8 protein-coding genes are annotated in these 14203 nt (G+C 68.8%); 3 read left to right on the top strand and 5 right to left on the bottom strand.

The genetic code is table 11. The annotated features are described in order from the left end of the window. Positions 1-9 precede the first annotated feature (9 nt). The 3 genes from PK98_RS13465 to PK98_RS13455 are packed head-to-tail and all read left to right on the top strand — an operon-like array spanning position 10 to position 3757. Positions 10-903: an SDR family oxidoreductase gene (locus PK98_RS13465; RefSeq protein WP_039097342.1), complete on the top strand. Its 894-nt coding sequence runs from the start codon at positions 10-12 to the stop codon at positions 901-903. After that, complete coding sequence (locus tag PK98_RS13460) at positions 903-1931, top strand: SDR family oxidoreductase (RefSeq protein ID WP_039097341.1); 1029 nt, start codon at positions 903-905, stop codon at positions 1929-1931. The genes PK98_RS13465 and PK98_RS13460 overlap by 1 nt, the downstream gene beginning before the upstream one ends. Positions 1932-1933: 2 nt before the next feature. Then, entirely contained in the window at positions 1934-3757 is a 1824-nt protein-coding gene (locus PK98_RS13455; RefSeq protein ID WP_407637632.1) for a glycoside hydrolase family 15 protein, read from the top strand. 15 nt (positions 3758-3772) lie between these two features. On the opposite strand, the gene treY is transcribed toward PK98_RS13455, so the two are convergent. The 5 genes from treY to glgB are packed head-to-tail and all read right to left on the bottom strand — an operon-like array spanning position 3773 to position 14199. Continuing rightward, positions 3773-6187: a malto-oligosyltrehalose synthase gene (gene treY / locus PK98_RS13450; protein ID WP_235425515.1), complete on the bottom strand. Its 2415-nt coding sequence runs from the start codon at positions 6185-6187 to the stop codon at positions 3773-3775. Next, positions 6184-8196 carry a 4-alpha-glucanotransferase gene (malQ, locus tag PK98_RS13445; protein ID WP_039097340.1) on the bottom strand — a complete coding sequence of 671 codons (2013 nt, stop codon included), beginning with the start codon at positions 8194-8196 and terminating at the stop codon, positions 6184-6186. The genes treY and malQ overlap by 4 nt, the downstream gene beginning before the upstream one ends. Continuing rightward, on the bottom strand, positions 8193-9911 hold the full coding sequence (gene treZ, locus PK98_RS13440) for a malto-oligosyltrehalose trehalohydrolase (RefSeq protein WP_039097339.1): 1719 nt from the start codon (positions 9909-9911) through the stop codon (positions 8193-8195). Before treZ ends, malQ begins: the two co-directional genes overlap by 4 nt. Continuing rightward, entirely contained in the window at positions 9908-12040 is a 2133-nt protein-coding gene (gene glgX, locus PK98_RS13435; RefSeq protein ID WP_235425514.1) for a glycogen debranching protein GlgX, read from the bottom strand. Before glgX ends, treZ begins: the two co-directional genes overlap by 4 nt. Further along, positions 12037-14199, bottom strand: a complete 2163-nt coding sequence (gene glgB, locus PK98_RS13430; protein WP_200885057.1) for a 1,4-alpha-glucan branching protein GlgB — start codon at positions 14197-14199, stop codon at positions 12037-12039. Before glgB ends, glgX begins: the two co-directional genes overlap by 4 nt. Between the last annotated feature and the right edge of the window lie 4 nt (positions 14200-14203).

Below are 14203 nucleotides of genomic sequence, written 5' to 3'. Positions count from 1 at the left end.
AGTTGCCGCATGAGCGAGCGCCTGACGATGCAGGATCCCCGCACCCAGTATCCCCAGCCCCCCTTCCCGGAGCAGCCACAGGCGGCGCCGGGTCTGGCGCGCAAGATGGACCCCCAGGCCGACCATGGCGAAACCAGCTACACCGGATCGGGCCGGCTGGCCGGCCGCCGGGCACTGATCACCGGTGGCGACAGCGGCATCGGCCGCGCCGCCGCGATCGCCTATGCCCGCGAAGGCGCGGATGTCGCGATCTCCTACCTGGCGGACGAGGAAGCCGATGCCGCCGAGGTGATCGCCCTGATCGAGGCGGAAGGCCGCACCGCGGTGGCGCTGCCGGGCGATGTGACGGACGAGGGATGGTGCCGCACGCTGGTGGCGCAGGCGGTGGAGAGGCTGGGCGGGCTGGACATCCTGGTGGTGAACGCCGGACGCCAGCAGACCCGGCCCGATGTGTCCGAGCTGACGTCCGAGGATTTCGACCGGACAATGAAGACCAACCTGTATGCCCTGCACTGGATCGCGCAGGCGGCCGTGCCGCACCTGCCCGCCGGCGGCGCGGTGATCACCACCGCGTCGGTGCAGGCCTATGACCCCTCGGCGCACCTGCTGGACTATGCCACCACCAAGGCCGGCATCGTCGCTTATACCAAGGCACTGGCCAAGCAGCTGATCGAGAAGGGTGTCCGCGCCAACGTGGTCGCACCCGGCCCGTTCTGGACCGTGCTGCAGCCATCCGGCGGGCAGACGCAGGAGGCCGTGCAGAAGTTCGGCAGCAAAAGCGAGATCGGCCGCCCGGGGCAGCCGGTGGAGATCGCGCCCGTCTATGTGCTGCTGGCCAGCCAGGAGGGCAGCTACATCACGGGTGAGGTCTATGGCGTGACCGGCGGCGCGGGGATCGCATGATGGCGGTGCAGGACGGCAGCACCACCCGGACTGCGGTGGTGACCGGCGGCAGCGCCGGCATCGGCTTGGCCACGGCGAAGCATCTGGCTCGCGATGGCTGGCAGGTGGCAATCCTGGCGCGCGATCCCGCCCGGCTGGAACAGGCACGGGCGATGCTGGCGAAACATGGCCAGCGCGTGCTGGCGATCCCGACCGACGTGGCCGATGCCGATGCGGTTGACGCCGCGGCGGCGCAGATCGAGGAGGAGCTCGGCCCGATCGGTGCCTGGGTCAACAACGCCATGTCCACCGTGGTCGCGCGGGCGGACGAGATCACTCCGGCGGAATACCGCCGGGTGACGGACACGACCTATCTCAGCCAAGTCTACGGCACGCTGGCCGCGCTGCGGTACATGAAGCCGCGTGGCACCGGTGCAATCGTGCAGGTCTCGTCCGGACTGGGCTTCCGCGCGGTGCCGATGCAGGCGGCTTACTGCGCGGCCAAGTTCGCGGTGTCCGGCTTCACCGATGCCTTGCGGGCGGAGCTGATCGCGGATGACCTGCCGATCACCCTGTCGGTCGTCTACCTGCCGGCGGTGAACACGCCGCAGCCCGGCTGGGCGCGCAACCGCAGCGGCTACGAACAGGTCCTGCCCGATCCGCTCTACGATCCGCGGCTGTGTGCGGAGGCGATCGTGCAGATGATCGACGATCCCCAGCGGGAGGCATGGGTCGGTCGCTCCACGGCCAAGATGGCGCTGGGTCAGGCGCTCGCGCCCGCACTCGCCGACTGGCAGGCGGCCGGCTTCATCGAGGCGCAGCAGGGCGCGCCGAGCGATGACAAGCCGGGCAACCTGGAACAGGCCGTGTCGGGCCCGGCCCGGATCGACGGCGATTCGCCCGACCGCGTGACCGGCAGCCGGCTGGAGATCTTCACCTCGCGCCAGCGTGACCTGCTGAAGGCCGGCATTGCCACGGGACTGGTCGCCGGCGGCATCGCGGCCGGCCTCGGCATCGCGCGCAGGTGGCCCCGGCGCCTGCTCCGGTGAAGATCCTGGAGGCGTTGCAGCGGCCGAACCGCACACCGGTAACGCACCAGGCCGGCCAGCGGGAGGACGGCTACCTGCCGCTGGAGGATTATGGCGCACTGGGCGAAGGACGCTCGGTCGCGCTGTCCGGCGCCGATGGCTCGATCGACTGGTGGTGCGTGCCCAACCTGGACTCGCAACCGCTGTTCGACCGGCTGCTGGACCCGGAGGATGGCGGCCGCTTCGTCATCCAGCCGGAGGGCCCGTTCACTGTCGAACGCCACTACCGCCATGAAAGCAACGTGCTGGAAACGGTCTTCACCACGCCCGACGGCGGACGGGCGAAGCTGACCGAATCGATGAACAGCGGCAATGCCGGCCGCCTGCCCTGGGCCGAACTGGCCCGGCGGGTGGACGGGCTGGACGGCTCCGTCCGGTTCCGGGTGGAGATGCGCCCGGGTCGCCGGGCGGATGGCGCCAGCCCGTACAAGTCGCGCATCGGCAATCATGACGTGTTCCATGTCGAACGGATGCTGGGCCTGTTCCTGACCAGTGATGGCGTGACCCGCGACCAGACGGACGAGGCGGTGATCGGCAATTTCACCGTGACGCCTGGCAGCCGCGAGGTGCTGGCGATTGTCGCCGGGGAGGACGAGCCGCTGGTCGTGCCGCCGCTGGACAAGATCGACAGCCGCATCGACCTGTCGGATCAGGAATGGCGCGACTGGGCACATTATGTCGAATATGCGGGCGAGTGGCGGGACGACTTCATCCGCAGCGTGCTGGCGCTGAAGCTGCTGCTCTACTCCCCGTCCGGCGCAATCGCCGCTGCGGCCACCACCTCCCTGCCAGAGGCGGTCGGCGGCAGGAAGAACTACGATTACCGCTACGCCTGGGTGCGGGATGCCGGGTACACGATCAAGGCCTTCCTGGCCGCAGGCGCGCAGGCGGAGGCGAAGGCTGCGCTCACCTGGCTGCTGAAGCGGCTGCAGGAGGAGGATCTGCATGTCATGTACCGCCTGGATGGTGGCACGGCACCGCAGGTGAAGGAGATCGACGTGCCCGGCTGGCGTCGCACCGGGCCGGTGCGCGTCGGCAATGTCGCGACCGATCAGCACCAGCACGGCATCTATGGCGACATTTTCGAGACCGTTGCCCGCTTCGTGGCGTGCGGCAACCTCATCGATTCCTCGACTGCCGAACTGCTGGTCCACATCGCCGACCGCTGCGCCGATCATTGGCGGCGCAAGGATTCGGGTATCTGGGAACTGCCGGAGGAGGAGCATTATACCACCTCCAAGATCAGCTGCTGGCAGGCGCTGGCCCGCGCTGTCGAGCTGGTCGATCAGGGGCAGTTGCCGAACACCTGCCGTGACCGCTGGTGCCGCGAACGTGACCGGATCGCCCACTGGATCGAGGAGAACTGCTGGTCGGAGACGCAGGGCGCCTATGTCCTGCACCCCGGCACGGACCGGCTGGATGCAGCCATGGTGCTGGCCGTCCGCTTCGGCTTCGGCAATCGCGGCCGGCTGGAGCGCACGCTGGACACCATCGACCAGGAGCTTGGCAGCGGACCGTTCCACTACCGCTACAGCGACGTACAGGTGGAGGAAGGGTGCTTCCTGGCCTGTTCGTTCTGGATGATCGAGGCGCGCGCGCTGCTGGGGCAGAAGGACCGCGCACGGGACAACCTCCGCACGCTGGTGACAGCGCTGGATCGCGGCGTCGGCATCTACAGCGAGATGGTCGACCCGCGCACCGGCGCCTACCTGGGCAACCTGCCACAGGGGCTGACCCACCTTGCCCACATCATGGCGATCGAGGCGATCGACCTGTCGGACGATTGATCCCGCGCCGGCGGATCAGGCCGACAGGTGGATCGGCGCCGTGGCGAAGGCATCCGCCGCCAGCACATCGCCCAGCTTCGTGTCACCCCACCAGTCACGGTCCGGCATGGCGCCGTCGCTCTCGATGATCGCGGCCGAACAATGCAGCGCGAAGGCGAAGGTCAGCGTCTCCCCGTCACCTTCGCGCCGGAACGCCAGCACATTGTCGGCCCGCGGACCGGTCGCTTCCACAGGCACGTAGCTGCGCCCGGCGAACAGGGCGGCATGGTCGCGGCGCAGCGCCAGCAGGCGGCGCAGCACATCGCCCTTCCAGTGTCCGCCACCAGCCCGCGCGGCATAATCCACCGGACGGCGATTGTCGGGATCGACCAGGCTGAAATCCTCCTGCTCGGTTCCCTGATAGGTGTCGGGCATGCCCGGCACCGTCAGGCGCAGGCCCAGCTGCACCAGCGCCGTGGCGCGGAAGGCGGGCTCCACCTTCTCCACGAAGGTCACGATGGCGCCCACCAAGGGAGCATGCCGCTCCTCCGTCAGCAGGGCGGTGACGAGGTCGGCGCAAAGCTGTTCGTAGGCCTCGTCCGGCGCCTCCCATGACGAACGCAACTTCGCCTCGCGCAGGGCCTTCTGCTGCCAGGCGTTGACCCGTTCCGCAAAGTCGGCCTTGCCTGCAGCATCATCCGCTGCGAGGCCGGCCGGCCAGGCGCCGAACAGCGTCTGCCACAGGGCGTAGCGGTCAGCGGCATGCATCCCCGTGCCCTCGCCGCCGGCCAGCCAGTCCCAGCCGGTGACCTCCTGACGCCACAGTTCGGGCACGCTGCTCAGCACCGCCAGCCGCGCGCGCACATCCTCGCCCCGCTTGTGGTCGTGCGTGGCGGTGGCCAGCATCGCGGCGGGGAAATGCTCGGCCCGTTCCGCATTGCCGGCGTGGAATTCCGCTGCACTCTGGCCGAAGCGGCCGGCATCGAAGCCCACGTCGGTGCGGCTGAGCAGCCGGCAATAGCGATAGAACCCGGTATCCTCGACCGCCTTGGCCGCGATCGGGGCGGACAATTGCCAGAAGCGGCGGCGCGCGGCCTGCAGCAGCGGATCGCCTTCGGACGGTTCCACCAGCCAGTCCAGGATCTGCTCCACCACGCCGGATTCGCCCGGCGGGGCGTAGGGGATCACGGCTGCGCGCACGCGGTCCAGCATGGCATCCTGCGTCGGCGGATTGTCGCGCGGACGGTAGGTACGATAGACCGGGAACACCCACAGCAGCCGCTCGATCGCGCGGCGCATCATGCCCAGCGTCCAGCCGCGACTCTCCGGCCGCGATGCCGCCAGTTCGGCGAACAGCTCGGCACAGGCGCGGAACTGGCTGTCGAACGACCAGGACAGCAGCTGCTGGCGCGCCAGCAATTCCTCCTGGTGCCAGGTCAGGTCGCGCCCGCTGAATTCGTGCCACAGCTGCGTCAGCGGGGCCTCGCCCGCCGGATCGTGCAGCACGGCGCTGACCTCCTCCATGAAGTCGTAGCCGCTGGTGCCGTCCACCTGCCAGGTGGTCGGCAGGCGTTCGCCCGCGCCCAGGATCTTCTCGACCACCAGATAGGCCGGGCCACCCGGCACATCGGCGGACCGTTCGATCGCGTCCAGCCGCGCGCGCAGCGTGCGGCAATAGGTGCCGGGATCGGACAGGCCGTCCACATGATCGACCCGCAGGCCGTCCACCAGCCCTTCGGCATAAAGCCGGAAGTACAGCGCGTGGGTTTCGTCGAACACCTGCGGATCCTCGACCCGCAGGCCGGCCAGTTCGCTGACGGTGAAGAAGCGGCGCCAGTTCAGCTCGTCATCTGCGGTGCGCCACCAGCCCAGCAGGTAATGCTGCCGGTCCAGCAGGGCGCGCAGGCCGGCGACATCGCCGTCGGCGGGCAGGTCAGCCTGATCCTCGGGGCGGATCGGCACACGGTGCTCGCCATAGACCACCAGCTCGGCATCCTCGCCGTCGCGGGCGATCGTGATCTGCCCGTCGGCCAGCACATCCTCCAGCCGGGCGCCCAGGATCGGCAGCAGCGGCTTGCCGCTCCAGTCGATGTCGAAGAAGCGGGCATAATGGCTGCCCTGCCCGTGTCGCAGCACGTCCTGCCACCACGGGTTCTCGCCGCCGGCGATGCCCATGTGATTGGGCACGATGTCGATGATCAGGCCCATGCCATGCGCACGCAAGGCGGCGACCAGCGAGCGCAGGCCCTCTTCCCCGCCCAGTTCCGGGTTCACCTGCGTGGGGTCGGTGACGTCATAGCCGTGCATCGACCCTGCCACTGCGGTGGTGATCGGGCTGGCATAGACATGGCTGATGCCCAGATCATGCAGGTAGGGCACGATCGCCTCCGCCGCGCTGAACGGGAAGTCGCGGTGCAGCTGCAGGCGGTAGGTGGCGCGGGGGATGGTCAAGCTGGGTTTCCTTTGCGCGCTGCGCCGATGCGGCGGGCGCGGGATGCGATCTGCGGGCTGGCCAGCAGGTCGGGCACGGGCGCGGGCAGGCGCCGGCGCCAGTTGGGATGTTCGTCGATCGTGCCGGGCAGGTTGGGCTGTTCGTCCAGCCCGACCAGATCCTCCAGCGGCAGGATCACTAGTTCGGCGGATGCGGTGCCGATATGTGCGGCGGCGGCGTCCACCACCGGGTCGCGGTCCCAGTCGGCCGGGCATGGCCCGTGCGCCGATCCGGTCTGGCGGATGGCCTCCCACAATTGCGCGCGGTCCCGCTGGCGTTCGTGCAGGTCATCATCCTTGCTGTCGGCACGCGAGCGGCCGAGCCGCCAGGCCCAGTCGACGTCGCGGCCCTTCCACCAGCCGGCGACCGTGGCCAGGTCGTGCGTGCCGGTCATGGCGACGGAGGATGCGCGATAGTCGGCCGGGGGGATGAAGGCCCCGTCATCCTCGCGTTCGAACCACAGCACGTTCATGCCATGCACCGCGCGCGCCGCCAGCCGCGGGCGCAGGCCCTCCGGCACGGTGCCAAGATCCTCGCCGATCACCACGGCCCTGGCCCGGTGGCTCTCGATCGCCAGGATGCGCAGGTAATCGTCCAGCGGGTAGGTGATGTAGGCGCCCTGTTTCGACGGCACGCCATGCGGCACCAGCCACAGACGGTTGAGCCCCAGGATGTGATCGATGCGGATGCCGCCGGCATGGGTGATGGCGGACCGAACCGTGCCGATGAAGCCGGCGAAGCCGGTCCGCTGCAAGGCCATCGGCGCGAAGCTGGTGATGCCCCAGTCCTGCCCCTGCGGCCCCAGCAGATCGGGCGGCGCGCCGATGCTGAGCCCGGTCAGCAGATCGTCCGGCCGGCTCCATGCATGGCTGCCGCCGCCGTCCATGCCCACCGCCAGGTCGGCGATCAGACCGATCGCCATGCCGGCCTGCTTGGCAGCGCCCTGCGCGGCAGCCAGGCTGCCTTCAGCCAGCCATTGCGCGAACAGGTAGAAGCCGATTTCCTCCGCATGCTCGTCCGCAAACCGCTGCACGGCCGTGCCCTGCGCATCGTGGAACTCCGGCGGCCAGCCCTGCCAGCCGCCAGCCCCGGTGGCGAAGAAATGCGCATGCAGCGCATCGAAGGTGGCATGCAGCCGCAGCTCCTGTCCGCCCTTCGCCTCGAAGGCGGCGACCTGCTGCCGCACGGCATCGCTGCGCGCATCATAGGCCGCGCGCAAGGCGGCGATGCGCGCCGGGATGGCCTCCGCCCAGTCGATCAGCTCGCCACCGGCCCCGCCGGGCAGCGTGCCGCCGACCAGCCGGGGATCGGCATACAGGATGTTGAGGAACAGCCGGCTGGACGGCGCATAGGGCGAGAAGCGCGAGGGATCGGCCGGAAACAGTGCATGCGCCGGGCTGATCGCCAGCGCATCCGCCCCCGCCTGCCCCAGCGCCGCGGCGGCCCCGGCCAGCGTGCCGAAATCGCCAAAGGCGGACGGGCGGTCATCGACCAGCGAGGCGATCTGCGCCGCGCTGCCCCACAGCCGGCGGCCGGGCGCCGCATCGGCGAAGCTGAAGCAGCGCCGCGGCGCCACCGCCAGCGTGTAGTCCCGCCCGCCGACCTGCAGCTGGTGGTAGCCGGGCGTGGTGATGCGCGAAGTGGGCAGGCGCAGCTGACCGCTGCCATATGCCGTCAGCGGCAGGATCATGCCGCCGCCATCCTCCAGCATGACCTCGGCCTTGGCCATGCCGACATCGTTGATCAGCAGGTCGTCACCCAGATCTACAGACAGGAAATTGCGGGCCGCCCGCTCCGCCGCCAGCTTCTCGTGCGATGCGGCGATCTCCGCCTCGCTGCCGGCGGGATAGCCGAGCGCAGCCAGCACCCGGGCGAGGTCATCCTCGGCGGTGACCTGCGGCCTGGCCTGCGCGTCATCCCATTCGGGCTGCAGCCCGACCGCGCGGGCCAGTTCCGTCACGGCACTCATTTCGCGATCCATGCAACAAAGCTGGCCGGCGTGCCGGCCTCCCCCAGTTCGAACAGGACCCGGCCCTCCGGCGAAGGGAAAATCACGGGGGCATCGCCCAGGTTGAAGGCCAGTCCCAGCGTGCAACCATCACCCAGCAGCCAGCGGGCGGCGATGGCGCCCTCGCCCAGCACCTCGGCCCCCGCCGAATGCGCGCCCTCGATCCCCGGTACGACATAGGCGTCGCGGAGGGCCAGCAGGTCGGCATAGAAGCTGCGCCACTCCGCCGCATCCGGGCCCGGCTCGGGCATGGAGCGGGTGAAGGTGGCGGGGTCGTTGGGATCGGGGATGCCCTCGCGCGCCTCCGGGTCGGAGAAGGCGGCGAAATGCGCGAACTCCTTGCGGCGGCCTTCGCGCACCGCGTCCGCCAGCTCGTCATGGAAGTCGGTGAAGAACAGGAAAGGCGTGGTGCTGCCCTCCGTCTCCCCCATGAACAGCAACGGCACCTGCGGGCATAGCAGCTGCAGTGCAGTCGCAGCGCGCAGCTTGCCGGCATCGGTCAGGCTGATCAGTCGTTCGCCCAGCGCGCGATTGCCGACCTGGTCGTGGTTCTGGAGGAAGGTGACAAAGCGCCCCGCCGGCAGATGGCCGCTGGGCGCCCCGCGTGGGCCGTGGCCGCTATCCTCGCCCTGATAGATGAAGCCTTCCGCCAGGCAGCGGGCCAGCCGCTCCGTCGCACGTTCGGCAAAGCCTTCGTAATAGCCTTCGCGCTCGCCCGTCAGGATCACATGCAGCACATTGTGGAAGTCGTCGTTCCACTGCGCATCATACAGTCCGGGGGCAAGCCGGTCGGGATCGTTGTTCTCGTTCTCCAGCACCAGATGGGTCTGCCGGTCGGGCAGCGCGGCGCGGATCTCGCGCGCCATGGTGTCGAGGAACGCGTTGTCGGCGATCGCATGCACAGCATCGAAGCGCAGGCCGTCGATCCGGTAGTCGCGCAGCCACATCAGCGCATTGTCGATGAAGAAGCGGCGTACCGGATCACGGCTGACGGCGACCGCGCCGCCCCATGGCGTATGCGCATGTTCGTCGAAGAAGCCCGCGGCATAGGCGCCCAGGTAGTTCCCGTCCGGCCCGAAATGGTTGTAGACCACATCCAGGAAGACCATCAGCCCCAGATCGTGCGCCGCATCCACCAGCGCCTTCAGCTCGTCCGGCGTGCCATATGCCCCGGCGACGGCATAGGGCAGCACACCGTCATAGCCCCAGTTGCGCGTACCGGTGAACGCATTGACCGGCATCAGCTGCACGGCCGTGATGCCCTGCTGCGCCAGTTGCGGCAGCAGTGCGGCGACGCCGGCAAAGCCGCCCAGCACGCCGGCATGCACCTCCATGATCACGGCCTCCGGCCAGGGCCGGCCCTGCCAGCCGGTCGTCTGCCAGCGATACTCGTCCGGATCGGTCAGCACGCTCCAGCCATGGACGCCGCCATCCTCGCCAGCGGCCTGCTGGCGCGATGCCGGATCGGGCACGGCCAGGTCGGCATCCAGCCGGAAGCGGTAGCGGGCGCCGGGCGTGGCCTCCGTCTCCGCCGTGAACCAGCCATCCGCGCCATGCTCCATGGGCAGCGTCTGCGCCCCCTCCAGCTCCAGCATCACGCCGGCGCGATCAGGCGCCCACAGGTTGAACCGGGCGCGCCCGCCGCCCAGCAGTTCCGGCCCCCAGCGCATCTTCATTCTCCACCGTCCGGATTGTTATCGCCCTGTGTCCCGGTGCCGACAATCAGCACCACGGCATGGGCCTGCACTTCGACCATGTCGCCGATCTCCCGCTCGGGCGCGGTCGGATCGGCGCTGTCGATCACCAGCCGCCGCTCCCGCGATGGCCTGGGCAGGTTGAAGGTCAGCGGATCGTCCGACCCGTTCATCAGCATGGACACCACTTCCAGCACGCCATCCTCGCGCCGGCGCACCCGCCGCATCAGCAGCGCACGCCCTTCAGGATTGTGCCAGTCCTCCTGCGACAGGTGCTCGCCCCGCTCGTCGAACCAGTCGATGTCGAGCATGCCGGGGGCGATCTCCTCCTCCCCATGCAGGAACTTGCCCGCGCGCAGCAGCGGATATTCCCGGCGCACGGCCGTCAGCCGGCGGACGAAGTCGCTCAGCGCCCGGCCGCGATCGCTGCGCAACTGGTCCCAGTCGAACCAGCTCAGCTCGTTGTCCTGGCAATAGGCGTTGTTGTTGCCGTTCTGCGTGCGCCCGAACTCGTCGCCGCCCAGCAGCATGGGCGTGCCGAGCGAGGCAAACAGGGTGGTCAGCATCGACCGGGCCACCCGGTCGCGCAGGCCGGTGATGGCGGGATCGTCCGTCGCCCCTTCCGCACCCCAGTTGCGCGAATGGTTGTTGGAATGGCCGTCCCGGTTGTCTTCGTTGTTCGCCTCGTTGTGCTTGTCGTTGTAGCTGACGAGGTCGGCCAGCGTGAAACCGTCATGTGCAGACACGAAGTTGACGCTGGCCCAGGGCCGGCGCGCACGCCGGTCGAACAGGTCGGCGCTGCCAGCAATGCGGTTGGCGAATTCGGGCCGGGCGCCTGGTGCGCCGTTCCAGTAGCTGCGCGTCACGTCGCGGAACTTGTCGTTCCATTCGGCGAAGCCCGGCGGGTGGTTGCCCAGCTGGTAGCCGCCGGGACCGATGTCCCACGGCTCGCTGATCAGCTTCACCTGTCCCAGCACCGGATCCTGCCGCAGCACGTCGAAGAACCCGCTGCGCGGATCGAAGCCATTGTTGCCATCCCGCCCCAGGGTCACGCCCAGGTCGAAGCGGAAACCGTCCACATGGTAGCTCTGCACCCAGTGGCGCAGGGAATCCGCGACCATCTGGATCACGCGCGGATGGCTGAGGTCCAGCGTGTTGCCGGTGCCGGTGTCGTTGACGCAATAGCGCCGGTCATCCTGCACCAGCCGGTAATAGGTGGCATTGTCCAGCCCGCGGAAGGACAGGGTCGGCCCCAGCTCGCTCCCCTCCGCCGTGTGGTTGTAGACCACGTCCAGGATCACCTCGATCCCGGCGGCATGCAGCCGGCGGATGGCGATACGCAGCTCGTCCCCGCTACTGCCCGCCATGTAGCGGCGTTCGGGCGCGAAGAAGCCCAGCGTGTTGTAGCCCCAGTAATTGGCGAGCCCGGCCTCCTGCAGCCGCTGGTCCTGCGCGAAGGCGTGGATCGGCAGCAGCTCCAGCGTGGTGACGCCGATCCGCTTCAGGTGATCGATTACGGTGGGATGGGCCAGCGCGCTATAGGTGCCGCGCTCGCGCCGGGGCACGTCCTCCAGCAGGCGGGTCATGCCCTTCACATGCGCTTCGTAGATCACAGTTTCCGACCACGGCACGTTGGGCCGCACATCGTTGCCCCAGTCGAACGCATCCGTCACCACCACGCCCTTGGGCATGGCGGAGGCGCTGTCGCGCTTGTCGAAGCTCAGATCCTTGCGAGGGGAGCGCAGGCGGTAGCCGTGCAGCGATTCATTCCAGCGCACATCGCCGTGCAGCATCCGGGCATAGGGATCGAGCAGCAGCTTGTTCGGGTTGAAGCGATGCCCCTGCTCCGGCTCGTACCGGCCATGCGCGCGGAAGCCGTACAGCAGGCCGGGCCGGGCATAGGGCAGGTAGCCGTGCCATACCTCGTCCGTGCATTCGTTCAGCGGCAGCCGGGCGATCTCCTTGCCGCCCTGCGGATCGAACAGGCACAGCTCCATCCCGTCCGCGTTGGCGGAAAACACCGCGAAGTTGACGCCCAGCCCGTCGAACGTAGCGCCCAGCGGGTATGGCGATCCCGGTTGCAGGCGGTCGGGCAGCGGGCTCAGGCTCAAGTGCCCGCCTTCAGGACGACCACGCCCAGCGGCGGCAGGTTGACGCCGGCGGAATGCGGCTGACCGTGGCAGCCATGGCCATCGGCCATGACCTGCCCGTCATTGCCCCAGTTGCTGCCGCCATAGATCGCGGCATCGGTGTTCAGGACTTCCATCCAGCGCCCCCCCTGCGGCAGGCCCACGCGATAGGACTGGTGCGGCTGGGGCGTCATGTTGACGATCACCGCCATCGGCGCCCCGCCGCCACCCGCCCGCACGAAGGCGTACACGCTGTTGTCTGCATCATCGGGCACAAGCCAGAAGAAGCCGCCGGGTTCCGTATCCAACTTATGCAAAGCCGGCTCGGCCGCATAAAGCCGGTTCAGGTCCCGCACGAGCGTCTGGATGCCGGCATGATCGGGCTCGTCTAGCAGGTGCCAGGGCAGCGTGGCATCATGGTTCCACTCCTTCGGCGCGCCCAGTTCACAGCCCATGAACAGCAGCTTCTTGCCCGGATGCGTCCACATGAAGGCGAGATAGGCGCGCAGGTTCGCGCTCTTGCGCCAAGGATCGCCCGGCATCTTGTCCCACAGCGATCCCTTGCCGTGGACCACCTCGTCATGGCTGATCGGCAGGACGTACTTTTCCGAATAGGCATAGACCATCGGGAAGGTCAGCTCCCCATGGTGCCATTTGCGGTACATGGGATCCCGCTCGAAATACTGGAGCGTGTCGTGCATCCAGCCCATGTTCCACTTGTAGTCGAAGCCCAGCCCGCCATGCGCGACCGGCGCCGACACGCCCGGCCACGCGGTGCTTTCCTCGGCAATGGTGATCGCCCCAGGGCAGCGTTCGGCCACCAGCGTGTTCATGGTCTTCAGGAACGCGACCGACTCCAGATTTTCCCGCCCGCCATGCACGTTGGGCACCCACTCACCCTGATTGCGGCTGTAGTCGCGGTACAGCATGGACGCGACGGCATCGACGCGCAGCCCGTCCACATGGAACGTCTCCAGCCACCAGAGCGCGCTCGCCAGCAGGAAGCCGGACACCTCGTTGCGCCCCAGATTGTAGATCAGCGTGTTCCAGTCTTGGTGGAACCCCTCCCGCGGGTCGGCATGTTCGTACAGCGGCGTGCCGTCGAACATGGCCAGGCCATGCGCATCCGTCGGGAAATGCGCCGGCACCCAGTCCAGGATCACGCCCACGCCCGCCCGGTGGCAGGCATCCACGAAGCCGGCGAAATCGTCCGGCGTGCCGAACCGGGCCGAAGGCGCGAACTGGCCGAGCGGCTGGTAGCCCCACGATCCGCCGAACGGATGCTCCATGATCGGCAGCAGTTCCACATGGGTGAAGCCCATGCCCGCCACATAGGGGACCAGCCGTTCGGTCAGCCCGGCCCAGTCCAGCACCTCACCCGTCTCGCCCTGCGTCCGCATCCACGATCCGGCATGGACCTCATACACGCTGATCGGCGCGTCGGGCGCCTGCCTGGCGGCACGCTCCTCCATCCAGTCGCTGTCGGTCCAGCGGAAGTCCGGCACGGGCGCGACGATGGACGCGGTGGCGGGGGGCGCTTCGGTCGCACGGGCCAGCGGATCGGCCTTCTGCACGATCGAGCCATCCGCACCCGCGACCTCGAACTTGTACCGGGTGTCGGCGGCCAGCCGCGGCACGAACAGCTCCCACACGCCGGTGGGATGGCGGGCGCGCATCGGGTGGCGGCGGCCGTCCCAGCTGTTCCAGTCGCCCACCACGCTGACACGGCGGGCATTGGGCGCCCACACTGCGAAGTTGACACCCCTGACACCGTCCACCGTGACGGGCTGCGCGCCGAACACGCGCGCCAGGTCGAAGTGCCGGCCTTCGGTGAACAGGTGCAGGTCGAACTCGGACAGGACCAGCCCGAAAGCGTATGGATCCTCCGTCTCCTGCACCGTGCCATCGGGCCAGGTGATGCGCAGCAGATAGGCCCCGTCATTCGCCAGCGGGCCGCTGAACAGGCCGGGGGCGGCCTCTGCCAGCGGGCTGGCGGCGCGGCCCTGCATCGCCTCCACCTTTGCCGCACCGGGCTGGAAGGTGCGCACAATCACGGCATCGCCCTCGCGATGCGCGCCCAGGAAGGCGAAGGGATTGTCCAGCCGGCCTTCCAGCATGGCCGCGGCGGCGGCAGGAAGCATCTCG

Source organism: Croceibacterium mercuriale (assembly GCF_000802385.1).
Lineage (GTDB): Bacteria > Pseudomonadota > Alphaproteobacteria > Sphingomonadales > Sphingomonadaceae > Croceibacterium > Croceibacterium mercuriale.
The sequence above is the reverse complement of the archived record's forward strand: the minus strand, read 5'-3'. Positions and strand labels throughout refer to the sequence as shown.